Origin of the sequence: Varibaculum cambriense DSM 15806 (assembly GCF_000420065.1) — a bacterium.
GTDB lineage: Bacteria > Actinomycetota > Actinomycetes > Actinomycetales > Actinomycetaceae > Varibaculum > Varibaculum cambriense.
The window spans coordinates 332,086-356,149 of record NZ_ATUF01000002.1; the positions used below are offsets into that span (position 1 = coordinate 332,086).

Genomic DNA, 24,064 nt, shown 5'->3' on the forward strand with positions numbered 1-24,064 from the left:
GGATCAACCAGTAGTAGGAGGCACTATGGCAGAGAAACAAACGATTCTGGGGCGGATTACCAATATGGCGAAAGCCAATATTAATGCGCTGTTAGATCGGGCAGAAGATCCCGAAAAGATGCTTGACCAGATGATTCGCGACTATACCAACTCGATTCATGAAGCTGAAAGCGCAGTTGCGCAGACCGTGGGAAACCTGCGGCTGGCAGAAAAAGATCTAGAGGAAGACCGTGCCGCTGCAACTCAATGGGGTGAAAAAGCTGCTTTAGCTTCAACCAAGGCAGAAGAAGCACGCCACCGCGGGGATGTGGCCGAGGCCGAACGCCTCGATAATCTGGCACGCCTGGCGCTAGGTAAGCAGATTGATTTTGAACAGCAAGTGAAGTCGCAAGAACCCCTCCTAGTTTCCCAAAAAGAAATGGCAGAACAGCTCAAGCAGGGGCTGGCCGGGATGAAAACCAAACTAGAGGACCTGAAGAGCAAACGCGATCAGCTGGTGGCTCGGCAAAAGACCGCGGAAGCCCAAAACCGAGTACAAGAAACCGCACAAAAGTTTAACTTGGCCGATCCCACCAGTGAGCTTAACCGTTTCGAGGAGAAAATCCGCAAGCAGGAAGCCCTGGCAGCCGGACGCGCAGAGCTGGCCTCTGAGTCCTTAGAGAATCAGTTTGCGGAACTGGAAAAGTCTGGTTCGGCGGCAGAGATTGAGGCTCGTCTCGCGGCTTTGAAAAACCAGTAGTTCCCGCTTAAACCAACAGTTCTTCTAGATTTTGCTGGCGTCAGAAACATTTTCTGGCGCCAGCAAGCATTTTATTCGGGAAATATGTATCAAATTCTGCGTCACAATTTTCAGGAGCAAGAGAAGCTTACATTTAGGTGCGGCCAACACCAGCCTCCTCTCTCCCCCCCTAGGCAAATGACACTGCAGCCCGCAGGTTTGGCAATGACGCTACTGCCAGGACAAAATCTGCTCGCTGAGAGTTACGATAGCCACCCCTGCTAGCAAGCACGCAAACCCCAAAGTTAGGCGATATTCTTTTGCGCGACGGGTGAGGATAGGACCAATCCCCCCTCCCACCATAGAGGTGAGGGCAAAAACCGTTACCACTACCAGGTCAATATCTAGGGGCGTTCCTATCCGTACCAGCAGTGAGGAGGCACAGGAAATCACCATAATCAGCAGTGAAGTGGCCGCCGCCTGTCGCATATTAAGGTGCAGCAAAATCACTAGCGCGGGCACCACTGCGAAGCCGCCGCCAACTCCGAAGAAGCCCGTCAAGAAACCGGTTACCAGCGCCGCCAGCACCCATTTAAATAACGAGTTGTTCAGGGGACGGGGCTGTTTTCCCTGGTTTATCACCCCCGGTTCGGCCGCCGAGGAAGCAGCTTCCCCGCCTATGCTTTCAGTATGCGGGGAAATCTCCCCGGCATCCTCCTGCACAATTTCCCGACTCCGATCCCGATACTGGCGCCTGGAAGCGATCCCTTTCCGCGCCATCGCGATAGCTACCGCCGCCGCTAACAGCGCAAACAGTAACATCAAGTAGTCGCCGGGAGTGATCGCATTCAGGTGAGAACCCCCGATCGACCCGGCAGCGCTAAAGGCCGCAAAGAGTAAACCCCTCCGCCACTGCACATTGCCTGAACGCGCATGCGGTATCAGCGAAACCAGAGCAGTCAGCCCCACGATAATCAGGGAGGCAGCCGCCGCCTCATGGGGAGAAAAATGCAGTAAATAAACTAGCACCGGAATAAATAGCATTCCCCCACCGGCGCCCAGCGCCCCCACAATCAGGCCGATTGTTAGCCCGATAGCGGCGGCTCCCAGGAGAAACATCACTACTTAGCTTTGTCGTATTCCTGCAGTGAACACACCCCATAAGTGCGGTCGCGAGTAGCTTCAATCGCCTGCACCGCCGCCTGGAACTGGGACATAGTGGTAACGATCGGTTTATCTGCAGCCGTAGTAGCGGTACGGATTTCGTAACCATCCGCCCTCGCCCCGGAAGTACCGGGGGTGTTGATCACCATATCGATCAATCCGGCGCGAATCATATCCACTACCGTTTGTTCCCCGTTCGGGCCGCGTCCTTGGCTGGCTTTTCGCACTTCGGTAACCGGAATCCCGTAACGACGTAGCAAAGCAGCCGTACCTGCAGTAGCCATGATCGAGAACCCTAAATCAAATAACCGAGATACTGGCAAAGCTAAGGCACGTTTATCCTGGTCAGAAACCGATACGAACACGGTACCTTTAGCGGGTAGATTTCCATAGGCAGCAGTTTGGCTCTTGGCAAAGGCGGTGGGGAAATCTCGGTCATACCCCATGACTTCCCCGGTAGAGCGCATTTCTGGCCCGAGAACTGTATCCACGATCCGGCCATCTTTATCTCGGAAACGCTTAAACGGTAGCACCGCCTCTTTAACCGCAATTGGCCGGCCGGGAGTAGCAAAATCGGAATCATCCGCGGGCAGATAGCCGCGCTCCTTAAGCTGTGCGATCGAAGACCCCATCATCACCAGGGCAGCCGCCTTAGCTAGCGGCACTCCCGTCGCTTTAGCCACAAAGGGTACCGTGCGCGAAGCCCGAGGATTAGCCTCAATCACATACAACACCCCGCTAACCAGGGCATATTGAATATTGATCAGGCCGCGCACCCCCACTCCGGCCGCGATTTTTTCGGTCGAGGTACGAATATGGGAAATAATCGCATCCGAGAGAGTGATTGGGGGCAGTACGCAAGAAGAATCCCCAGAATGGATCCCGGCCTCTTCAATATGTTCCATTACCCCACCCAGGAACAGCTCCTGACCATCATAGAGGGCGTCCACATCGATCTCGATGGCATCATCGAGGAAACGATCAATCAGCAGCGGTCCGGTCATCACCGTAGGATCAGATAGGTTGTAGCGATGCAGATAGGAGTCAAGTTCTTCTCGAGAATAAAGAATCTCCATTCCCCGTCCTCCCAACACAAAGGAAGGACGCACCAGAACCGGATAACCCACTTTTTCAGCCTGTTCAAAGGCTTGTTCCGGGGTAGTAGCAGTCCCATGCGCCGGAGCGGGTAGACCTGCCTCATCCAGCACCCGCCCAAAGAGTTCGCGGTCTTCGGCGGCGTCAATTGCACTCGGTGGAGTACCCACAATCGGCACCCCAGCCGCCTGCAGGCTCGAGGCTAAAGACAGCGGGGTTTGCCCGCCTAGCTGCACAATCATCCCCGCTACCGGACCCGCCGCGCATTCGGCCTCATAAATTTCCATCACGTGTTCGAAAGTAAGCGGCTCGAAATACAGGCGCGAAGAAATATCGTAGTCGGTAGACACCGTTTCCGGGTTGCAGTTAACCATTACGGTGTCATAGTCAGATTGCAGTTCCTGGGTAGCGTGCACGCAGGAATAATCGAACTCGATTCCCTGCCCAATCCGGTTCGGACCGGAACCTAAAATAATCACTGCTGGACGCTGACGCGGCTTAACTTCGCTGGTCAAGTCGTATGTGGAATAGTAGTAGGGGGTTTGGGCGGGGAATTCCCCAGCACAGGTATCTACTGTCTTGTAAACCGGACGAATCCCGAAGGCCTTGCGAACCTCCCGCACTACCTGATCGGATACCGAGCGAATCTGCCCAATCTGCAGGTCACAAAAACCGTGACGTTTTGCCTTAACCAATAGTTGAGGGCTAATCGCTTCGGCTTCCCGGATTTCTTCCGCGACCTCATTCAGCAAGAAAAGCTGATCTAAGAACCAGCGGTCAATCTTGGTGGCCGCATAGAGTTCCTCTAGACTAGCCCCCGCCCTGATCGCATCCATCACCTGGATTAGGCGTTTTTCCGTAGGCGTCTTAACCTGCTCTAATAGTTCCTCTTTAGAGGAAGAGAGCGGGGTATCCCAGCGGAAGTAGGTACCCGCTTTATCCAAGGAAATCAGGGCTTTTTGTAGGGCTTCCGTAAAGTTGCGTCCCAGCGCCATCGCCTCGCCCACCGACTTCATAGCGGTGGTCAGCGTGGGGTCGGCAGCCGGAAACTTTTCGAAAGCAAAACGCGGCACTTTGACGACTACATAGTCCAAAGTAGGCTCAAAAGAGGCTGGAGTCGAACCGGTAATATCGTTGGGAATCTCGTCCAGAGTGTAACCCAGAGCCAGTTTTGCGGCCAGTTTCGCAATCGGGAAACCGGTAGCTTTCGACGCCAGGGCAGAGGAGCGAGACACCCGGGGATTCATCTCGATGACTACCACCCGACCGGTGTCGGGGTGCACTGCGAACTGGATATTACACCCGCCGGTATCCACCCCTACTTCCCGGATTACGTTAATCCCAATATCGCGCAGATTCTGCAGCTCCCGGTCAGTTAGGGTGAGCGCCGGTGCCACGGTAATGGAATCGCCGGTATGTACCCCGACCGGATCCACATTTTCGATAGAGCAGACCACGACCACGTTATCGGCCTTGTCGCGCATCAGCTCCAGTTCGTATTCTTTCCACCCCAGAATTGATTCTTCCAGCAGCACTTCGGAGGTAATGGAGTCGGCCATGCCGCCCCCGGCGATACGGATTAGGTCCTGCTCGTTATAGGCAATCCCGGAGCCCATGCCACCCATCGTGAAAGACGGGCGCACCACCAGTGGATAGCCCAACTCTTCGGCGGCTTTCCGGCAATCTGCCAGGTTGTGGGCGATAAAAGATCGCGCCACTTCCGCTCCGCAGCGGTGCACTACCTTTTTGAACTCTTCACGATCCTCACCGGCATTAATTGCCTGGGCACTCGCCCCGATTAGCTCCACCTGGTATTTTTCCAAGGTGCCATCTTGGGAAAGGGCAATGGCGGTGTTCAGCGCGGTTTGCCCACCCAAAGTAGGCAGCAGAGCGTCCGGGCGTTCCTTTTCAATAATCGAGGCCACCACCTGCGGGGTTATCGGCTCAATATAGGTGGCGTCCGCCATTTGCGCATCGGTCATAATGGTTGCCGGGTTGGAGTTAACCAAAATAACTCGTAGCCCTTCCGCTTTGAGCACGCGGCAGGCCTGGCTCCCGGAATAGTCAAATTCGCAGGCCTGACCGATTTGGATCGGCCCGGAACCAATAACTAGGACAGATTTAAGATCAGTTCTGCGTGGCATTTTTTTCCTTTGTTTCCTGCATGATTCTTAGGAACTTATCGAATAGATATTGGGCATCGTGGGGACCGGCCGCCGCCTCGGGATGGTACTGAACGCTGAAAGCCGGCAGATCCAGAGCACGCAAGCCTTCCACTACCCCATCGTTTAGCGCCAGGTGGGATACTTCTACCCGCCCGTAACGCCCTCCATCAAAAGGAGCTACCGAGGGATGTTCCACAGGAGCATCTACCGCGAAACCGTGGTTATGAGCGGTGATTTGCACTTTTCCACTCTCGCGGTCTACCACCGGTTGGTTTACCCCGCGGTGACCGTAGGCAAGTTTATAGGTGCCGTAACCGAGAGCCCGCCCCAAGATTTGGTTACCGAAACAGATTCCGAAGAAGGGGATACCCGCATCTAGTACTGCCCTCGCCAGAGCTACTTCGTGGTCTGCAGAGGCCGGGTCGCCCGGTCCATTAGAGAAGAACACCCCATCGGGGTTCACCGACATAATGTCTGCAAAGTTAGAGTGCTGCGGGAACACATGCACCTGGATCCCGCGCAAAGCCATCTGCTCGGGAGTGCGGGCTTTAATCCCTAGATCTAGGGCAGCCACTACCGCTAAGGGTTCTTTACCTTCATATTCACCAGCAGGCTCCACCACGTATTTTTCGGGGGTGCTCACGTCAGCGGCCAGCGCCGCGCCTGCCATCACCGGCTGGTCGCGCACCACTGATACCAAAAGGTCGCGGGTGGCTTGGTCAAGATAGGCAGCCCCCGCCGGGAGGGCATCACCGGAAAAAATCCCGCCGCGCATGGCGCCAGCTTCCCGCAAATGCAGGGTGAGGGCGCGAGTATCTACTTCGCAAATCCCTACCACGTCCTGGGATTTTAAGAGGTCTTCCAGGTCGCCAGTAGAGCGCCAATTGGAAGCTCGCCGGGCGCGATCACGCACCACATATCCGGCTACCCAGACCCGTCCCGATTCGGGATCTACCTCGTTTACCCCGGTATTTCCGATATGAGGAGCGGTTTGAATAACTATTTGCCGGTGATAGGACGGGTCAGTCAAAGTTTCCTGGTATCCGGTCATCCCGGTTGCGAACACCACTTCCCCCAGAGCGCGCCCCCGCTTACCCCAGGCTTTGCCTTTCGCAATGAACCCGTCCTCCAGCATGATTAAGGCCAGATCCGAGCAGTCCTGCTGCATACGATTACTCCTTATCTACGCTTCGCCTAAACGAGGACGTATAGAAAAATTGCCCGCACCGGTCGGGCGCGAGCAAATGGTTAAGAGTTTCACTGCCTACAAGCATACCGTAAGGCACTATCTGGACGTGATTTTTTACCAGCAGGCGAATATGAGAGCTAACTGTCCGCAACCCTTTGCAAAGTAGCTAGCATTTTGCTTAAGAACGCATTAACTTAACCGCATCGGCGATAGGCCCGTCTAGCACCTTTTTTCCTTTTTTCAGAACGATTCCGCGTTCACAAAAACGTCCCATCAAGTCGAGGTCATGACTGACGATCACCAGTGATTTTCCCGCCTCAGATAGCTCCGTAATTCTACCAAGACACTTCTTTTGGAAAGGTTCATCCCCCACCGCCAGAATTTCATCAATCAAAAATATATCCGGGTCGGTATGAACTGCCACCGAAAACGCTAACCGCAGGAACATTCCGGAAGAATAAAACTTAACTTCCGTATCTAAAAATTCATGAATCTCGGAAAAATTCACGATTTCATCAAAATGATTTTCTATTTCTTCGCGAGTCATCCCCAGAATGGCACCATTCAAAAAAATGTTTTCCCGACCGGTTAAATCAGGGTGGAATCCCGCACCCACCTCGATTAATCCAGCAACTTTCCCCCGGACTCCCACAACACCGGCCGAGGGCTGCATTACCCCGGAGATTAGCTTCAACATGGTTGATTTTCCGGATCCGTTAAATCCCAGCAACCCCACGGTTTCCCCCGCAGAAATATTGAAAGAAACATGATCGAGAGCCCGGAATTGGTCGCGCATTTGTCCGCGTCTGCCGGTCAATGACCACACCAACATATCCTTAAGCGTGTGGGTGTTACGGATAGTGAAGTCTTTGACCACGTCTTGCGCGGTTATCACCGTATCGGCTTGGACTAATTCAGGATCAACTTTCACGCTCTTATCGGCCATGTTTTTACAGCTCCTGGGCGAAACGCCCGTCATAGTGGCGGAAAACTTTATCCCCTATTAGCAGCAACAGAATTGATATCAGGGTAGATGCCACTACTATTAACGAAAAGTTGTCCGGGAAGCCCTCGGATACTCCCGCAGTCGGTATCCAAAAGCCATAATGAAAAAGTTCCACTACCGTAGTTAAGGGGTTCAGCTGATAGACGTACCACAGCCATCCTCCCTGCCAGTCTCCCAGTACGTGGTAAACCATTGACCATTTGTAAAGCACCGGAGAAGCCCAGGTAGCTACCATTAAAATCAAATCTACGAAATTTTCGGCATCGCGATATAGCACGTTAAAAGCTCCGCCAAGCAGGCCGAGCCCCAAGCTGAAAATCGTGAGAATAACGAATGCTACCAGCACTGCCAGTAGATTTTTTACTCCCGGTCGCCAATTGAAAATCAGACTCCCAATAATCAGAATCAGCAGTTGCGGAACAAAATGCACGAACGCAACCCACACGGAAGAAACCGGAAAAAGTTGGCGCGGTAAATAAATCTTTTTCACCAAATCCTGGTTTTGTACGAGAGATCGCGTGCAGTTACCGAAGATTTCAGAAAAATAGTTGACCGCTACTACCCCGGCGAACATATAAACCACATAATTGGTAATGTTCCGGTTCATTCCCATGAACACACCGATAGCGAAGTAAAACACCAGGAACTGAGTAGCTGGCTTGGCATAGGACCAGAGCATCCCCAGTATGGAACCCCGGTAACGTACCCGCAGTTCTTTATGTACTAGCAGTTGCAGCAGGTACTGTTTCCGGAAAACCTCGAATAAACCGCGGGAAGTACCCGGCCGGGTAAAATCAGTGCTGACACTCACCAGTTATTCCCCATCCGTCTGCTTACCGGTAAAAAAGGGTTTAACCACGTTGTCATAGCGGGAAAGCGCCGAGGCAATCGCCATATGCATATCAAAATATTTGTAGGAGCCCAGCCGACCTCCAAAAAGGGTGTGGGGCAACTTATCGCGTAAGGTGCGGTACTCCAGTAACTGTTCCCGGTCGCGAGCCGTGTTAATCGGATAGTAGGGTTCATCGTCCTTGCTGGCAGTGCGCGAATATTCCCGGGCGATCACCGTTTTTTCATTTTGGTAATCCCGCTCTGGATGGAAATGCCGGAATTCAATAATCCGAGTGTAAGGAACCTCCCGGTCACCATAGTTCATTACCGAAGTCCCCTGGAAGTCACCGGTAGCTACGGTCTCCCACTCGAAATCGAGGGTACGCCATCCAAGCTCCCCATAGCGGTAGTCAAAGAACCTATCTACCGGCCCGGTGTACACCACCGGAACCTGCCCGATACAGGCGTCGCGGTTGAAAGGTTGGGAGGAATCGAAAAAGTCGGTCGATAGTTTCACGTCGATCAGATCGTTATCCGCCATTCTTTCTAGCCAAGTGGCATATCCATCTTGCGGAAGCCCCTCGTATTTATCGGAAAAATAGCGGTTGTCATAGTTGTAGCGCACCGGCAAACGCGACACGATAGCCGCCGAAAGATCTCGGGGATCAGTTTGCCATTGCTTCGCGGTGTACCCCTCAAAGAACGCCTTGAATAGGGGCTCTCCTACCAGGGAAATCCCTTTGGTTCTGAAATTCTGTTCTGCGTCTTCGCTCCGGATAGCGCTGGCTTGGGAGGCGATTAGCTGGCGGGCTTCATCGGGAGAATACGCAGAGCGGAAAAACTGGTTAATGGTTCCCAAATTGACCGGCATGGGGAAGACTTCGCCCCCGACATTGGTATACACGTGGTGTACATAATCGGTAAATGCGGTGAAGCGGTTGACATATTCCCACACCCGCTCATTGGAAGTGTGGAACAGGTGTGCCCCGTATTTATGAATCTCGATACCGGTTTCTTCGTCGCGGTAAGAGTAGGCGTTGCCCCCGATATGATCGCGTTTTTCAACGATGGTGACCCGCCGCCCTAAGTCGTTGGCGACTCGTTCTGCCATTGTTAGACCAAACAGTCCGGATCCAACAATCACTAAATCCGTATTCACGTGGCTTCCCCTTGTCTTGCGCGCGTTTATAGCTTTCTTAATCCTACCGTGTTAACCCTAAAAATTAATCTGCCAGCAACGACGCCACCAGTTTTGTGAAGGCTCTAACTGCACTGGCACTGTCAATCTTGTCTAACTGGGCTGCAGATACCGGTTGGGGCTCTGCAAGAGCTGCTTTGACCTGGCCATAATCATGGGCGAGGGCGATTAGGGAACGCTCGCCCATAAAGTCAGAAAACCGAATTTGGTGAGTGTCGATATGTTCGCCCAGTTCTGGGTCGCGAGGTACGATCACCGGCAGGAAACCGCGCCGTAACCATTCCATCATCAGGGAAGGCCCGCCCGGTAACACCACACCTTTCAGGTTCTCAGCCAGGGCGTCCATCTCTTGGTGACTGAGGTTTTCGCGCCCGTTCGCCTCTTTCGGAGGTTGGGAAGTTCCATATTGTACCAAGACGGAAGCATCCGGATTTTCGCGAGCGAAGCGATCCGCCATCTGAATTAAACGATCAAAAGGCATATGGTGGGTTCCCACCATAAACAGGTAGTCAGCGCAAAGCTCGCGATTATCTTTTTTACCCATACTGGCAGTTTCACTCATAATAGCGGTCCGATCACCGTGGCACCCGGATAAAGTTTCAACTGTTCAGGCCATTGCACGGCGAAGCGATCTGCTACGCGGTAACAGATTTTACCTGATAGCGAGGGGATTTCGATCCGATCAAACACCTCGATATAGATAGTGGGGATCTTCATTAACCGCGCGAGCACAATGAAAACCGTTCCCAGGGAGGCGCCTGCAGACACCACCAATTCCGGGCGAGCTGAGCGTAAAAGCTTCCAGGCTAAACACAGGGAACGGAACACGTCATGGAGGTTGCGATCAGGGGAATGTTTCGCCCATACAACCTTTTGATCAGCCAAAAGTGAGGTGGCATCGGGAGTATCGAAAGTTACCCACAGGGTTTGTTGCTGCTCCCACCAAGGCTTAAGGGTATAGAGCTGAGCTAAATGCCCGCCGGATGAGCCAGCAAAAAGAATTTTAACCATGCTTCTTATCTGCTCTCACTTGGACTGCATTTTCACAGGCTGTAACTAGTTTCGCAGTTTCCGGGTCGGAAGCAAAAATCTCTTCATTAGGACGCGGCCCAGATAACAACCCGTCGGTCACTCCTTTTACCCCCAGGCGCAGCATCTTTTTCTTTTCCCCGCTAGATAGCCACATCCGGAACCAGCGAACTAACATGGAACCGCCATAAAGTACCCGATCCAGGCAGAGCAGTCCCCGCGAGCGCAATAGAAACCAAATTTTATTGCGGGTCTCGTAATAAAAACGATCCCCGGGATCATCGGTCGCGCCGGCAGCTGCGCGGGTTTTGTGCACCACCACCGAGGTAGGTACGTACAACCCGATACGGTTTTTCAGCAGTCGGGCGGTGTATTCCAGATCGTCATTCCAGATAAAGTAATCAGCTATCGGCAAACCACTCCTGCGTACCTGTGCTACCTCTACCAGTATTGACACGAATGAGGCCGCGCGCACTTGGCGCAGTCCTAAACGCCGGGCGATTCGTTTGCGGTCGGGTGATAGCAGCGGCCTTTCTCGATGGGCATTCATGGGGTGCTCGCTGCCGTCGATCCACTGTGCCTGTGACGCCAGCAGTGCTGGGGATCCAGGATAGCGCTGCCCGGCCTCAAGTAGCTGTGCTAACGCATCAGGAGTAGGAATGGTATCGTCATCCATAATCCAGATGAAATCTTGATTTTTTAGTTCTTTAAAAGCCAGGGCATGCGCGATTCCGGCACAAAATCCGCCCGCGCCACCGGTATTCTCTGAGAGCTCAATTACGCGGTCTACTACCGGGTGCTGCTGCGCGATACGTGCAGAGTCATCTGTTGAGGCATTATCAATCACGATTACCCGCTGAACCGGTCTGACCTGTCCGGCGATAGCGTCCAAACATTCGCGAAGCAGTTTAGCACGGTTATAAGCTACTACCACCGCAAATACTTGGCATTCTCCGCGCATGGCCTTATCTCCTTTGTTTGGTTCTTTCCATCATATCTAAGCGGGAAGATACGGAACGGTGATTGCCTCCGATTTCCATCACATAGTGTCTGTCTACTCCCGTCTGGATTACCGCATCACCCTCCCCGTACCAAAACACCCTCCCTGTACAAAAACACCCTCCAGAGTCGAAAAAGAGACTACTTTGCTCGCACGTCCTCCAGGCAGGAGGAAGATTTAGTTTTTAAAGCGAGCATTCGCCAACAAAAACTTAGGTTCCACAGTAATGCTTCGTGGACAAATAGGGGAATAAAAAAGGTAGCCCTGGCGGAAAATCCGCCAGGGCTACCCTTAAATCTTTAGGTAACTAGCTAGACAGCAGAGTTACTTCATCATGGTGCCGACCGAGCCCAGACGCTCACACGCTTCGACTACGCGAGCGGCCATACCGGCTTCGGCAGCTTTGCCCCAAGAACGCGGGTCGTACTGCTTCTTGATGCCGACCTCGCCGTCAACCTTCAAAACACCTTCGTAGTTCTTGTACATCCAGTCAGCGATCGGACGAGTGAAAGCGTACTGGGTGTCGGTGTCTACGTTCATCTTGATAACGCCGTTCTTTACCGCAGTGGCGATCTCTTCGGCAGTAGAGCCGGAGCCACCGTGCATTACCAGGTCGAACGGACGATCGCCCTTGCCGTACTTCTTACCTACGGCCTCTTGAATCTCACCCAAGATTTCCGGACGCAGTTTAACGTGTCCCGGCTTGTAGGCACCGTGGACGTTACCGAAGGTCAAAGCGGTCAGATAGCGACCCTTTTCACCAAATCCCAAAGCTTCGGCGGTCTTCATGCCATCTTCGGGAGTAGTGTAGAGCTTCTCATTGATTTCGCCAACGATACCGTCTTCTTCGCCACCGACAACGCCGATCTCGACCTCTAGGATGGTGTTGGCCTTAACCGACAGATCCAGCAGTTCCTGAGCGATTTCCAGGTTTTCTTTCAGCGGAACGGAGGAGCCATCCCACATATGGGACTGGTAGAAAGGCAGGCGACCAGCCTTGACCTCTTCAGCTTCTAGCTCCATTAGAGGACGAATCCAAGAGTCAATGTTCTGCTTGGCGCAGTGGTCAGTGTGCAATGCTACAGTCACCGGGTAGTTCTTAGCGATCTCGCGTGCATAGGCGGCCATCGCCAGGGAGCCAGCTACCCGATCTTTAATGGTAGAGCCTGACCAGTATTCGGCACCGCCTACCGAAACCTGGATGATCCCGTCGGACTCTGCCTCGGCGAAACCACGAATAGCAGCAGTTAGCGTTTGGGAAGAAGTAACGTTGATCGCGGGATAAGCAAATTTTCCTTCCTTAGCGCGATCTAGCATTTCGTTATATACATCAGGGGTTGCAATAGGCACGAGGCCCTCCTTTAAGATAGAGTTCTTACGTTTTCATTCTCTCACAAGGTCTAGCTTAGTGCAGGGTCTTGTGTCCCAAGACTCCTCACCAAACTCACCAAGCCGCAATAAATCTTGCTAAAAGCCTGGGTATAGGTTTTGTATCGTTATTAAGTTTGCTCGCGATGCTGAATAACCCACGCCCACATGGCAACTGCTGCCGCCGCTCCTACATTTATGGAGCGGGTCGAACCGTACTGGGTGATCTCATAAACTGCGGCACACTCCGCGATCATTTCCGGGCTTAAACCATTGGCCTCAGACCCGAAAACCAGGCAACACTCTGCCGGTAAAACCGCATCCTCCAGCGGCTGGGAACCTTCCACATTGTCAATCCCAATGAGGGCGATCCCTGCTCCCCGCGCCCAATGGGCAAAAGAGCCTGCATCCGGGAAATGATCAACATGCTGGTAACGGTCAGTTACCATCGCGCCCCGTTTGTTCCAGCGATGTCTTCCTACGATATGTACCGAGTTAGCGCCGAAAGCATTTGCTGAACGCACGATAGAACCGATATTGAAATCATGGTCGAGGTTTTCGATCGCCACCTGGAACGGGAAACGCTCGCTATCGAGGAAGTCCCGTATCGCATCCCGACGCCAATAGCGGAAACGATCTTCCACATTGCGCCGGTCGCCTTCCGCAAGTAGGTGCGGATCCCAATGCTCGCCCTCTGGCCAGTGCTCTAACCCTCCCGGCCACGGTCCAACTCCGTTACCCATCGGATTAGACTTTAAACCGGTCACGCTGCAAGTAACCGGTGAAGCGGCACACCAGGGAGCGGGGTGCTTTCCAAGTCAAGAAATCCATAACCTTATAAATCACGGAAGGTACCGAGATTACCTTGCCCCGCGCCAGGTCGTTCAATGCCTGTTCCACCACGTATTCCGGCGTTAGGCGAGCAATGGTGGGCACGTCCTCGATCTTGGTGGTGATCTTACTGAAGAAGCCGGTATCGGTAGTACCGGGCTTCAGTGCCATGACCTGAACCCCGCTACCACGTAGTTCTTCCGCTAGGGCGCAACTGAAGATTTCTACCCAAGTTTTATGCGCCGCATAGGTTCCCATCGCCGTTCCGGAGGCTACCGAAGAAACATTCAAAATCGCGCCGCGTCCTCGCCGCCGCATCCGAGAAGCCGCGGTTTGCGACAGCAACATGACTGCCCGCACCATCACGTTTAATCCGCGTACCTGTTGGGATGCAGATCCGTCAACAAAATCTTCTGCCAGGGCGAAACCAGCATTATTAACCAGTAGCGAAATCGGACGCTCTTCGGAAGCCAAACGTCGCGCCACCGCTTTTAAGCCGGCCTGCGAAGCTAAATCTGCTGGCAACACCTCGCAGGTGACCCCGTAAAAGTTTTCGATCCGTTGCGCCTGTTCCAGCAAAATGTTTTCGCGCCGGGCAACCATCACCACATTGTGTCCGCGCCCTGCCAACTGGTTACAAAACTCTAGTCCTAGTCCGCTGGAAGCTCCGGTTACTAAAACCCACGACATCTTTAATCCCCCTCGATTCCTAAGTCTGCCAAATTTAGTGCCGCTAGATATTTCCAGCCCGCTTGGTTAACTTTTTGCTTCGCCACATCGCCGCGGTCCACCACCACCGCTACACAAAGCACTTTGGCACCTGCTTTTTCTGCCGCTTTCGCCGCCTGAATAGGCGAACCACCGGTAGTAGAAGTATCTTCTACGATCACTACCTGTTTACCCGCAATATCTGGGCCTTCAATCTGCCGTCCCATGCCATGATCTTTGGCTTCTTTACGCACTACAAAGGCATCTATATCGAGGCCGCGCGACGAGGCCGCCTGCATGATCGCGAAGGCTACCGGATCGGCTCCCATAGTCAGCCCCCCGACTGCGTCGATATCTTCTGGCAGGAAACCCGACTCTTCCAGCAGATCCAGTAGCACATGCCCAATCAACACCGAGGCTTCGTGATGCAAGGTAGAGCGGCGCAGATCAATATAGAATGAGGATTTCTTTCCACTGGCCAGCGTGAAATCACCGTATTTAACAGATAGCTCTTTGATTAAGGAAACCAGGCGAGCTTTTTGAGAATCATTAGCGGTCATGGCATTCAGTTTATCGGTTTTATAACCGATATGGTTAGCACATGAGGATTGCAACTTGGAACGTTAACTCTATTCGGGCTCGGCAAGACCGGGTAAGCGCCCTATTAGAGCGGGAAAACTTGGATGTTTTGGCGATACAAGAAACCAAATGTCGCCCGGAGCAGTTTCCCTATGAGCCTTTCACCGCTGCGGGCTACGAAGTCGCGGTACATGGGGCGAATCAGTGGAATGGGGTGGCAATTATTTCTCGGGTGGGTCTCGAGGACGTGCAGCGAGATTTTCCCGCTCAACCCGCCTACGCTAACCCGGGGAAAGAACCGGTGGTGGAACCGCGCGCCCTCAGCGCTACTTGCGGCGGGGTGCAAGTCTTTTCCCTCTATGTTCCCAATGGTCGCGAGCTTTCTCACCCCCACTACCGCTATAAGCTCTCCTGGCTAGAAAACTTGCGCAAATATGCATCCTCACTGCTCGAGGAGGATCCCCAGGCGCAACTGGCACTGATGGGTGACTGGAATATTGCCCCCTTTGACCAAGATGTGTGGGATATGCAGGTGTTTGCAGGCGCCACTCACGTGTCTAAACCCGAACGCGACGCTTTCTTTGCTTTCGAAGCTGCCGGTCTTACTGAAGTTACCCGCGACCTGTTTGATGGGTACACCTATTGGGACTATAAACAGCTGCGTTTCCCCCGCAATGAAGGGATGCGGATAGATTTTGCCTACTGTTCCCCCGCCCTAGCGCAGCGGATCCAAACCGCCGAGTCTTTACGCGAGGAACGCAAAGGCAAAGGTGCCTCTGACCATGTGCCAGTAATTTTAGAGGTGGCTCCCTAAACCCCTTAGGCAGTTTTGGCTACTTCCCGCAGGGCGCGGTTTAGCTTCGGCCATAGCTGCTTGTGGAGAGCGCTGAAAGACTCTTGCCCTAAGAAAACTGCTCCCAGACGCGAGGCAGGGTCAATCCACAGGAAAGATCCGGATTGCCCAAAATGTCCGTAAGTTTGCGCGCTGGAGCCAGGCAGTGTCCAGTGTGGGTCTTTTCCGGCGTGGACTTCGCAGCCGAGCCCCCAGGCATTGTCGCGATAGAATCCATACCCGGGTACCACTCCGGGTAGCTGCATCCCATCACTACCTGACCAGGCAGAAAACAGCCCTGGGGACAGGTAACGCGGACAGGCGGCCTCGAAAGCAAAAGCCAAAAGTTCTCGCAGGCTGCCGTACATACCCCAGGCAGGTGACCCGCGCAGTTCGCGTTTAATTCCTAGGGGAGAAAAAACCATTTCCGCTACCCAGGTAGCAAAAGGAACCCCGCTGCGCTCGCTGAGTAGCTCTCCGAGAATCTCATAGCCAGAATTCGAGTACACCCTACGGCTATGGGGGGCGCGGGTAAACTCTCTCTTTTCATGATCTAGGCCGGCCCGGTGCGCCAGCAGGTCGGCCACACTTACCGGATGGGGCTCGCTCACCCCCGGTAGCTGTGCTAGGGGCCGCTCTAGGTCGAGGACGCCATTTTCTACCGCCCCCAAAATCGTGCGGGAGGTAACCAGTTTGGTCACCGACATCCAAGGATAGACTTTATCCTGGTCGCCCCAGGTTCTTAAAAGCTGACCGCTGGATCGTAAAGATGCAGCTTCAAAGGAAAAAAGCGCGCAAGAGACGGGGAAAGGGAACTGCTTTAAAACTGCAGATACTGGAGCAGAAGCCATCCGGGGAAATTCCTAGAAGGGGCGAGCTGCCATAACTGCGGTAAGTGCCGCCACCGCTTCACGCGGCACGACGCCAACATCCGCCAAGGTATTGTATTCTTCGGTTTCGAGAACGCCGTTGATAACCAAACGCCCCAACAAATCGATACTGAGAGCCTGATTCTCTTGCGCGTACTCGAGGTCGCTGGCCGTCAGGATGCCAGAACGAACAATCTTGTCCAGGATGTCCTCGGGCACGTCCGAAAGTCCGTATTTCTCCATTTCCTGGGAGGAAAGGCTGATGTATCCTTTTTCCAACAAATCTTCCAAGGTAAACCCAGCCACTTGTTCGATTGCAGCCATTGCCGAGGGGGACGCAAAACCGCTGGACATGATGGCACGAAGTGCCTTGGGGTTGGAAAGATCGACCTGATTAATAATCAAGTTAGTCAAGGAACCGACCACATCTACCCCGTCTCTGTTGTAGAGCCACTGGATATGCAGGCCGTACCACTCGGCCAGAAGGGAATGCGCCAGTGTCTTCGGATCGGCATCCTTGTTAATCAGGTCGTCTGCTTGTAACTGACTAAATGCGCTAGTCAGAACGCTGTGCAAGCCCTCAAAACGGGCTGCGAAGTGGTCGTGGGCGGGGTGCACTTCGTTGGAGGCTTCCACGGAAAGCATGCACTCCATTTCCACGATCGTGGGGTTAGAGCTAAGCTCGGTAGACAGTTCAGTAAAGGCGTTAAACACTTCGAACGGCTGCATATGCCGCATTGCCTGTACGTCGAAGTTAGAGCGATCCTCATAGCGCTCAATAACCGCCATGAGCAGGGCTTCTTTTGAAGGGAAATGATAGATAACCCCCGGGTGGGAAATACCAACACGGCGAGCCACATCGCGCATAGATAGGCCGTGGTAGCCAACTTCCGCAATCATGTCTACGGTCGCGTCAAGTATGGCTTCGCGTCGAGCCACGCCACCGGCGTAGGGCCCGCGCTCCCCGCTCTTGTGTGCTGGTTTGGGCACCTGGGCACCCCCCCCCTTTGCCTACCGCCTATTATCTTTTCTATATCTGGGTATAAAAATCCCAAGCTCTAACTAGGATACAGTTTTTCCCCGCAAAGCACCTAACAAATCAACCAGATTTCATAGTTTAATTACACAAGCAAAGACCGCATTAAGAATATATTTGCTTTTGAAAGTAAAAATTACCAGGAAACCTGCGGAACCATCACTGTTTAGTAAAAAGATAGCAAAAAGTGACGCCGGGGACTATTAGTCCTCGACGTCACTTTTCTGACATCATGTCATTAACTTAGCTCAAGATGGAACCTTCCCGCCGGAGCGGAGTGCCCCTGCGGTACCGTCACCTTAATCACGGAACCATCCTCCCACTTTCCGGCTAGCAGCCCTTGTGCCAGTTGATCGCCGATCTCGGTTTGAATCAGGCGACGCAGCGGGCGCGCCCCGAACGCTGGGTCGTACCCACGGTTAGCCAACCAGTTCTTAGCGTCCTCACTAACCTCCAGCTGTAACCGCCGGGAAGCTAGGCGCTCCATAACTTGAGACAGCTGCAAATCCACAATTTTTGCGAGCTGAGCCCGGCTGAGCGGCTTGAAGATCAAAATCTCGTCTAGTCGGTTCAAGAACTCCGGCCTGAAGTTGGCTTTTACTGCCTCCATAACCAGACGTTCTTTCTCGTCCTCGTTCATATCTTTCTCGGTCAGATACTGCGAGCCCAGGTTAGAAGTCAGCACTAAAATAGTGTTCCGAAAATCAACTACCCGGCCTTGTCCGTCAGTCAGTCGCCCATCATCTAACACCTGCAGCAGCACATGGAAGATTTCCGGATGCGCTTTTTCGACTTCGTCCAGCAGAATCACGCTGTAGGGACGCCGCCGTACCGCTTCGGTTAGCTGTCCGCCCTCTTCATATCCCACGTAGCCCGGGGGCGCTCCGATTAGGCGCGATACCGAGTGCTTTTCTCCGTATTCGCTCATATCGATGCGCACCATCGCGGCGGGGTCATTAAAGAGGAACGCCGCTAAGGACTTGGCAAGCTCGGTTTTACCGACTCCAGTAGGACCGAGGAAAAGGAAGGAACCGGTAGGACGGTTGGGGTCAGAAACCCCGGCCCGCGAGCGGCGCACCGCATCCGATATTGCTTGGACTGCCTGCTCTTGGCCGATTAACCGTTTCCCGATCTCCGCTTCCATATGCAGCAGCTTTTCGGTTTCGGTTTGCAGCATTTTTCCGGTGGGGATACCCGTCCAAGACTCCACCACTTCGGCAACTTCGGTAGGTCCGACTTTTTCGACCACCATCGCGTCGTAGTCATCGCTTTGCTGCTCCTGCTTTTCGGCAGCGGCGATCGCGGCCTGGATTTGCGGGATTTCTCCGTTCTGCAGCCGTCCGGCGCTTTCCCAATCGCCTCTACGCATTGCCCGCTCTAACTGAGTATTTAGCTTATCGAGTTGGGCACGCAGATCCCCCACTTTATTGCGAGAGGCTTTTTCGGATTCCCACCGCACATTGAGGTCATCCAAGACTTGTTGTTCCTTGGCGATTTCCGCGCGTAAATCTTCCAGACGGGCTTTGGTCTGTTCATCTAGGCCTTCACCCTCGGAATCAGCCAAATAGGCTTCTTCCATTTTCAGCCGGTCAACCTGACGGCGTTTTTCATCTACCTCGACCGGGCTGGAATCTAGTTCCATCCGCAGCCGCGAAGCGGCCTCGTCAATCAGGTCTATGGCTTTGTCCGGTAGGTTGCGGTCGGTGATATAGCGGTCGGAAAGTTTCGCCGCTGCCACCAGCGCCCCATCGGTAATTGTGACCTTATGGTGCGCTTCGTATTTGGGGGCGATCCCGCGCAGAATCGCTACCGTATCTTCTACCGAGGGTTCGGCTACGAACACCTGTTGGAAGCGGCGCTCTAGAGCCGGGTCTTTCTCGATATTTTGCCGGTATTCGTCCAGGGTGGTGGCACCCACCATCCGTAGCTCACCTCGGGCCAGCATGGGTTTAATCATGTTTCCCGCATCCATGGCGCCTTCGGATCCACCCCCGGCACCTACTACCGTGTGCAGCTCGTCAATAAAGGTAATGACTTCCCCGCCAGCATTCTTGATTTCCTCGAGGACGGCCTTGAGGCGTTCTTCGAACTCACCGCGATATTTTGCTCCGGCAAGCATTGCCCCTAGATCTAGGCTAATCAGTTTCTTATTTTGCAAAGACTGAGGAACGTCGCCGGCCACAATCCGCTGTGCCAGGCCTTCTACGACTGCGGTTTTACCCACCCCAGCCTCCCCGATTAGCACCGGGTTGTTCTTAGTGCGCCGCGAGAGCACCTGGATAACCCGACGGATTTCTTTATCCCGTCCGATCACCGGGTCTAGTTTCCCGCTGCGTGCCACTTCGGTAAGGTCGCGTCCGTACTTTTTCAGAGCTTGGAAAGAGGCTTCGGGATCTTCAGAAGTTACCGGGTCTTTGCGAATTTCCTTGAGCTTTTCGCGCAATGCCTGCACGCTGGCTCCCGCCTTATTTAATAGGCGGCTAACCTCTGTTTGTCCTTCGGATTCATCTGCGAGGGCGATTAATAAGTGCTCGGTAGAGACGTATTCGTCGCTAAGTTCGCGCGCCAGATCGCCAGCTTTATTTATAACCCGCCGCATAGCCAGGGAGGTTTGTACTTCCCCGACGGAACTGCCGGTAACGCTAGGCAGCGTCCCCAGCATATGATGCAGCGGCGCATTAATCTGTTGCATGCGATTTGGCACTACCGCCTCCAGGAGCGCAAAGGCGATCGAGTCGGTTTGCCCCAGCAAGGCATTTAAAAGATGTTCTGGCTCTACCTGGGGATTTTTGTTGGCCTGCGCGGTTTGCACCGCATCCCCTAAAGCGGCCTGAGATTTAACAGTAAGTTTAGTTTCCATTTATTTCCTCCCGTGTTCCCATCCGGGTGGGATGGGGTGTTGCTATTTAGTCCAACACCCCCAAAGTTGAGTTTATTCCACTCAACTCTATATTTTGAGTTAGCTACCTCACTACCAGTATTTGTTGCCCCCAAAATAAGCAGGGGAAAATGCTAAGTAAACGCTAACTTAGCTAGCAAAAAAGCCCTGTACTCAACAGATAAGCCAGGCTCCAGCCCTACGACTACCGATAGTAGGAGTTATTTATTAATGCCTGTCGATTATCCCGGCCGCGTTTAACTGTCCAGACAATCCCCCAAATCAGTAGCCCCAGGCCGGTGAAGCCGATAATCGTAGGCACCACGAAAGCAGCAATTATCGGACCGAAGGAAAGGTTAGGGAGAATTCCAATCGAGGTGATAGTGGCGTCTTTGTCATCGATGGGCTCACATTTAACCTTCAAGGTTCCGTGAGAATTAAGATTGTAGACGAAGGCATGCTGCGCATCGTTATCCGGGTCGGAGGCAAAACCAGCCGCTAAAGAATCATCCCCGGATCGGGACTCAATCTTGTCCCCGTTAAAAGTAGCATCGCACCGCACGTCAGCATCATTAGAGGCTTCCACAATCAGCAGCGAAGTTCCCTGGTAGTCAGCAGTTCGGGTAATAGAACTGCCCCCTGGATGGATCTCTTTATTGGAATCAATTTGCAGAGCAGAAACCACTATCATCGTGACGAAGGTAATCGGCGCCACCACCAGCATCAGCACGATTCCCACTACCAAAACCGTGATGGGGAGCGCGCGAGATTTAGGAGTCCGTGGTGGGGTAACGGGATTATCTCCAAGACCCGAAAAACTGCCCGGCCCCAGATTTCCTGATCCCCCAGCTCGCGGCATTCCCGAGGGAGCATTCCAGGACTCATTGCCCTCATAACCGGGAGGAACGGGAAACTTACGGGGTGATTCCGGGAACGACGGAGACTGAGAATTCCCTCCCCCAAAGTCCGGCAAAGAACTATTTAGTGTCCCAGAGGGGGCACTATTTTCACCGATAGCTGCATTTGAAGTCGACATTTGCCCTACAGAAGACTCCGACTGCGAGGATGCCGACGTAGCGGTTTCTCTTTGTGAGGCCGGGTTGCCAGAGTGCAGCTCTCCATTCAACACCCACCGTTCCTGCTCGTTCGAGTGCGCGCCGTACCTGTTAGGGGTTTCGCTCATAGTTCCTCCCATTGATTAGCCTGAGCCCAATTGTAAGCGTTAGCCCCGATTTTCGCCCCAAATAATCATTTGCCCGGGCAGATAGGGAACGAGTTCCTGCCCCCGCACCACGCGCGAGCCGGGAAACTTCGTAAGTGGAGATACCTCACCGGTGGGCGCGGCCGAAAACACCCGTCCACGCCCTCGTTCATAAACAGCTAATCGCTGCCGCAAATGCTGGTTTTCGGCAGTTAAACGCGCGGCAGCGCGCCGCAACTCCAGCACTCGTTTAATGCCCGCTAGATTGATTCCTTCTTCTTGAGAAAGACGCTGAATTTCTCGCAGTTCGGCGATATCTTCCGCGCTATAACGCCGTCCCCTGCCCTTGGTACGTCGCGGAATCACCAGGCCGATGCGGTCGTATTGCCGCAGAGTTTGCGGATGCATTCCCGCCAACTCTGCGGCCACCGAAATCACATAGAGGGTTTCCATTGATCCCGCCATTAGCTTCTCTCAAGCTCAGCGCGAGGATCGAAACCTGGGTGATCGGCGCGAATCGCTTCCCCTAACTGTTGGGCAATATCAACTACCCGGCTAGAAGGCTTACGCGGATTAACTATCCGCACTGTAGCCACCACATCCAAACCGTTTACCCCTTTGCCACGCAGGCGCAGTTTAGTGCCAGAATCAGCCCCAGCAGGAATCTTAATAGTGGCAGTTTTCCCTCCCAGCAACGGCACTTTCACCGTGGCGCCTGCCAGCGCCTCCGCCGCGGTCACCGGCAGCTGCATTTGCAGAGCCTTACCATCGAAGGAATACACCGGATCCGGGGTAACGTGCACCGTCACTACCAGGTCACCATTTCCAGCTGGTCCTGGCCGCCCTTTGCCACGCAGCCGTAGTTTCCTACCGTCGCGGATCTTGCCGGGAATGCGCACGGTCATGCTCTTGCCATCCACCGTCAGTTTCATGGTGCTGCCGGCAATAGCGGTGCGAAAATCTAGGGTGACTTCCGCGGCCAAATCTTGACCTTTCCCGCCGCCGGGATAACCACCACTCCCCGCTCCAAAGGAACCGGGTGCCCCATAACTGGCTCGTCCTCCTCCGGAAAACAAAGATCCAAACATGGAGCCGAGGTCGCCTTCTCCTAGATTGATCCTAGCGGAGCCGGCCCCGGGAACGGTTCCGCCCCCAAACATAGCGCCTAATACGTCTTCGAAGCCTCCGGCCCCACCACGACCTGAAGCGGGGCCGGCGTTGAAACGGGCACCACCGCCCGCCATAGCGCGAATAGCATCGTATTGTCGCTTTTGCTCTGGGTCAGACAGTACCTGGTATGCCTCTCCGATCGCCTTGAACTTTTCCTCGGCACTTTTATCGCCGGGGTTTTGATCGGGATGGTATTTACGTGCTAGCTTCCGGTAAGCCTTCTTAATGGCAGACTGATCCGCTTTTCTTGACACTCCCAGAGTGCCGTAAAAATCCTTGCCTATCCAATCTTGTCCGGCCATGAATGCTCACCTCCTTAATCCCTAATCTGGGTTATTTACTATTACTTTCGTTGCCCGCAGCACATCTTCGCCCACTTTGTATCCGGGCTGGAGTACCTGGGCAATACTGGGTTCACCCTCCCCACCACTTTGCGCCATCAGCGCTTCATGCACGTTGGGGTCAAATTCTTCCCCAGCACTGCCGTAGCGGGTCAGCCCAAAGTTGGTTTCCAAGGTATTTTCTAGTTTCTTAGCGATCGCTTCGAAGGGACCTTTTAGATCCCCGGCATCGCGAGCTGCTTGCACATCATCAAGGACGCCCAACAGTACCTGTAACACTGCCTTCTGCCCCTCGCTATGATGGGCAGACATATCGCTCTTACTACGCTTAACATACCCGGAATATTCCTGCTGCAAGTTAAAGGTTTCTGCCCGCGCCCGCGCTAACTGCTCTTTCAGCTCCGCTACTTGCGCCTTAAGCTGGTCAATCTCCACAGCCGGCTCGGGATCTGTATGCGTGTCCGCCGACACGCTATCTACCTCTTCAGCAGGAACCGGGGCATCAGCGATTTCTTCCCCCAGGCGCGCGGCGAGATCAGCGAAAGCAGCGTTTTCCTCCTGCGCAGCTTCACCCGGTTTCTCACTGTCCACCAGAGCCGACTCGACAGAGGCATCCGCTGGGAAACCTTCCGCCTTTTTATCCTGGTTACCTGCAGTGGCTTCCGGTGCTCCTGTGGTGGGCGGCTGGTCTGCCGGTGAGGCGGAAGCATCCGCTGGTTTTTCTGGCTCTGGTTCCGAAGTGGGATGCAATGGGTCTTTCACCTTGATCTTTATCCTCCGTTTCCCATTGTGCTCGTCCAAACTCTTACCTCCTGTCGGTGGGGCGCCCACTTTCGCGAGCGCCCCAGACAGCCGA

General features: G+C 53.8%; 22 protein-coding genes. 2 read left to right on the forward strand and 20 right to left on the reverse strand.

Annotated features, from left to right (window positions below; all coding sequences use genetic code 11):
• Window positions 1-25 precede the first annotated feature (25 nt).
• The gene (locus F605_RS0101560) at window positions 26-739 is read left to right on the forward strand and encodes a PspA/IM30 family protein (protein WP_022864156.1); all 714 of its coding nucleotides are present in this window, start codon (window positions 26-28) and stop codon (window positions 737-739) included.
• A 210-nt stretch (window positions 740-949) separates the two neighbouring features.
• On the opposite strand, the gene F605_RS0101565 is transcribed toward F605_RS0101560, so the two are convergent.
• The 13 genes from F605_RS0101565 to pyrE all read right to left on the reverse strand — a co-directional run bounded on the left by F605_RS0101565 (window position 950) and on the right by pyrE (window position 14,862).
• Window positions 950-1,837 carry a sulfite exporter TauE/SafE family protein gene (locus tag F605_RS0101565; RefSeq protein WP_040765041.1) on the reverse strand — a complete coding sequence of 296 codons (888 nt, stop codon included), beginning with the start codon at window positions 1,835-1,837 and terminating at the stop codon, window positions 950-952.
• 2 nt (window positions 1,838-1,839) lie between these two features.
• Window positions 1,840-5,121 carry a carbamoyl-phosphate synthase large subunit gene (gene carB, locus F605_RS0101570; protein ID WP_022864158.1) on the reverse strand — a complete coding sequence of 1,094 codons (3,282 nt, stop codon included), beginning with the start codon at window positions 5,119-5,121 and terminating at the stop codon, window positions 1,840-1,842.
• Entirely contained in the window at window positions 5,105-6,310 is a 1,206-nt protein-coding gene (gene carA / locus F605_RS0101575; RefSeq protein WP_022864159.1) for a glutamine-hydrolyzing carbamoyl-phosphate synthase small subunit, read from the reverse strand. Before carA ends, carB begins: the two co-directional genes overlap by 17 nt.
• Window positions 6,311-6,509: 199 nt before the next feature.
• Window positions 6,510-7,277, reverse strand: coding sequence for an ABC transporter ATP-binding protein (locus F605_RS0101580; RefSeq protein ID WP_022864160.1), 768 nt, complete (start codon window positions 7,275-7,277; stop codon window positions 6,510-6,512).
• Window positions 7,278-7,281: 4 nt separating this feature from the next.
• Entirely contained in the window at window positions 7,282-8,148 is an 867-nt protein-coding gene (locus tag F605_RS0101585) for an ABC transporter permease (protein ID WP_022864161.1), read from the reverse strand.
• A gap of 3 nt (window positions 8,149-8,151) precedes the next feature.
• Entirely contained in the window at window positions 8,152-9,327 is a 1,176-nt protein-coding gene (glf, locus tag F605_RS0101590) for a UDP-galactopyranose mutase (RefSeq protein WP_022864162.1), read from the reverse strand.
• Window positions 9,328-9,391: 64 nt separating this feature from the next.
• Window positions 9,392-9,928, reverse strand: coding sequence for a glycosyl transferase family 28 (locus F605_RS0101595; RefSeq protein WP_022864163.1), 537 nt, complete (start codon window positions 9,926-9,928; stop codon window positions 9,392-9,394).
• Entirely contained in the window at window positions 9,925-10,377 is a 453-nt protein-coding gene (gene pssD / locus F605_RS0101600; RefSeq protein ID WP_022864164.1) for a PssD/Cps14F family polysaccharide biosynthesis glycosyltransferase, read from the reverse strand. The genes F605_RS0101595 and pssD overlap by 4 nt, the downstream gene beginning before the upstream one ends.
• On the reverse strand, window positions 10,370-11,356 hold the full coding sequence (locus F605_RS09240; RefSeq protein WP_022864165.1) for a glycosyltransferase family 2 protein: 987 nt from the start codon (window positions 11,354-11,356) through the stop codon (window positions 10,370-10,372). The genes pssD and F605_RS09240 overlap by 8 nt, the downstream gene beginning before the upstream one ends.
• 363 nt (window positions 11,357-11,719) lie before the next feature.
• Window positions 11,720-12,745 carry a class II fructose-bisphosphate aldolase gene (fbaA, locus tag F605_RS0101610; RefSeq protein ID WP_022864166.1) on the reverse strand — a complete coding sequence of 342 codons (1,026 nt, stop codon included), beginning with the start codon at window positions 12,743-12,745 and terminating at the stop codon, window positions 11,720-11,722.
• 149 nt (window positions 12,746-12,894) lie between these two features.
• A complete protein-coding gene (locus F605_RS0101615; protein ID WP_051132103.1) occupies window positions 12,895-13,506 on the reverse strand; it encodes a TrmH family RNA methyltransferase in 612 nt (203 codons plus the stop codon).
• Between the two features lie 4 nt (window positions 13,507-13,510).
• Complete coding sequence (locus F605_RS0101620) at window positions 13,511-14,284, reverse strand: SDR family NAD(P)-dependent oxidoreductase (protein WP_022864168.1); 774 nt, start codon at window positions 14,282-14,284, stop codon at window positions 13,511-13,513.
• Between the two features lie 2 nt (window positions 14,285-14,286).
• Window positions 14,287-14,862, reverse strand: coding sequence for an orotate phosphoribosyltransferase (gene pyrE / locus F605_RS0101625; RefSeq protein WP_022864169.1), 576 nt, complete (start codon window positions 14,860-14,862; stop codon window positions 14,287-14,289).
• A 41-nt stretch (window positions 14,863-14,903) separates the two neighbouring features.
• On the opposite strand from pyrE, the gene F605_RS0101630 reads away from it, so the two are divergent.
• The gene (locus F605_RS0101630; RefSeq protein WP_022864170.1) at window positions 14,904-15,695 is read left to right on the forward strand and encodes an exodeoxyribonuclease III; all 792 of its coding nucleotides are present in this window, start codon (window positions 14,904-14,906) and stop codon (window positions 15,693-15,695) included.
• Window positions 15,696-15,700: 5 nt separating this feature from the next.
• Here F605_RS0101630 and F605_RS09245 read toward each other — a convergent pair whose 3' ends face one another.
• From F605_RS09245 to F605_RS09265, 7 genes are all read right to left on the reverse strand, one after another.
• Window positions 15,701-16,564 carry a serine hydrolase domain-containing protein gene (locus F605_RS09245; protein ID WP_022864171.1) on the reverse strand — a complete coding sequence of 288 codons (864 nt, stop codon included), beginning with the start codon at window positions 16,562-16,564 and terminating at the stop codon, window positions 15,701-15,703.
• A 12-nt stretch (window positions 16,565-16,576) separates the two neighbouring features.
• A complete protein-coding gene (locus tag F605_RS10855) occupies window positions 16,577-17,521 on the reverse strand; it encodes a TetR/AcrR family transcriptional regulator (protein ID WP_146001695.1) in 945 nt (314 codons plus the stop codon).
• 335 nt (window positions 17,522-17,856) lie between these two features.
• Window positions 17,857-20,478 (reverse strand): ATP-dependent chaperone ClpB, encoded by a 2,622-nt coding sequence (clpB, locus tag F605_RS09255; protein WP_022864173.1) that lies wholly within the window; start codon window positions 20,476-20,478, stop codon window positions 17,857-17,859.
• A 223-nt stretch (window positions 20,479-20,701) separates the two neighbouring features.
• Window positions 20,702-21,679, reverse strand: coding sequence for a hypothetical protein (locus tag F605_RS0101650; protein ID WP_022864174.1), 978 nt, complete (start codon window positions 21,677-21,679; stop codon window positions 20,702-20,704).
• A gap of 39 nt (window positions 21,680-21,718) precedes the next feature.
• A complete protein-coding gene (locus tag F605_RS09260; RefSeq protein ID WP_022864175.1) occupies window positions 21,719-22,162 on the reverse strand; it encodes a heat shock protein transcriptional repressor HspR in 444 nt (147 codons plus the stop codon).
• Window positions 22,162-23,169: a DnaJ C-terminal domain-containing protein gene (locus F605_RS0101660; RefSeq protein WP_022864176.1), complete on the reverse strand. Its 1,008-nt coding sequence runs from the start codon at window positions 23,167-23,169 to the stop codon at window positions 22,162-22,164. Before F605_RS0101660 ends, F605_RS09260 begins: the two co-directional genes overlap by 1 nt.
• Before the next feature lie 21 nt (window positions 23,170-23,190).
• The gene (locus F605_RS09265) at window positions 23,191-23,970 is read right to left on the reverse strand and encodes a nucleotide exchange factor GrpE (protein WP_022864177.1); all 780 of its coding nucleotides are present in this window, start codon (window positions 23,968-23,970) and stop codon (window positions 23,191-23,193) included.
• Between the last annotated feature and the right edge of the window lie 94 nt (window positions 23,971-24,064).

Bases quoted from the DNA above. Each gene is read 5' to 3' on its own strand.
- F605_RS0101560 (WP_022864156.1), top strand. From the start codon at position 26: ATGGCAGAGAAACAAACGATTCTGGGGCGGATTACCAATATGGCGAAA.
- F605_RS0101565 (WP_040765041.1), bottom strand. From the start codon at position 1,837: ATGTTTCTCCTGGGAGCCGCCGCTATCGGGCTAACAATCGGCCTGATT.
- carB (WP_022864158.1), bottom strand. From the start codon at position 5,121: ATGCCACGCAGAACTGATCTTAAATCTGTCCTAGTTATTGGTTCCGGG.
- carA (WP_022864159.1), bottom strand. From the start codon at position 6,310: ATGCAGCAGGACTGCTCGGATCTGGCCTTAATCATGCTGGAGGACGGG.
- F605_RS0101580 (WP_022864160.1), bottom strand. From the start codon at position 7,277: ATGGCCGATAAGAGCGTGAAAGTTGATCCTGAATTAGTCCAAGCCGAT.
- F605_RS0101595 (WP_022864163.1), bottom strand. From the start codon at position 9,928: ATGAGTGAAACTGCCAGTATGGGTAAAAAAGATAATCGCGAGCTTTGC.
- pssD (WP_022864164.1), bottom strand. From the start codon at position 10,377: ATGGTTAAAATTCTTTTTGCTGGCTCATCCGGCGGGCATTTAGCTCAG.
- F605_RS09240 (WP_022864165.1), bottom strand. From the start codon at position 11,356: ATGCGCGGAGAATGCCAAGTATTTGCGGTGGTAGTAGCTTATAACCGT.
- F605_RS0101615 (WP_051132103.1), bottom strand. From the start codon at position 13,506: ATGGGTAACGGAGTTGGACCGTGGCCGGGAGGGTTAGAGCACTGGCCA.
- F605_RS0101620 (WP_022864168.1), bottom strand. From the start codon at position 14,284: ATGTCGTGGGTTTTAGTAACCGGAGCTTCCAGCGGACTAGGACTAGAG.
- pyrE (WP_022864169.1), bottom strand. From the start codon at position 14,862: ATGACCGCTAATGATTCTCAAAAAGCTCGCCTGGTTTCCTTAATCAAA.
- F605_RS0101630 (WP_022864170.1), top strand. From the start codon at position 14,904: ATGAGGATTGCAACTTGGAACGTTAACTCTATTCGGGCTCGGCAAGAC.
- F605_RS09245 (WP_022864171.1), bottom strand. From the start codon at position 16,564: ATGGCTTCTGCTCCAGTATCTGCAGTTTTAAAGCAGTTCCCTTTCCCC.
- clpB (WP_022864173.1), bottom strand. From the start codon at position 20,478: ATGGAAACTAAACTTACTGTTAAATCTCAGGCCGCTTTAGGGGATGCG.
- F605_RS0101650 (WP_022864174.1), bottom strand. From the start codon at position 21,679: ATGAGCGAAACCCCTAACAGGTACGGCGCGCACTCGAACGAGCAGGAA.
- F605_RS09260 (WP_022864175.1), bottom strand. From the start codon at position 22,162: ATGGCGGGATCAATGGAAACCCTCTATGTGATTTCGGTGGCCGCAGAG.
- F605_RS0101660 (WP_022864176.1), bottom strand. From the start codon at position 23,169: ATGGCCGGACAAGATTGGATAGGCAAGGATTTTTACGGCACTCTGGGA.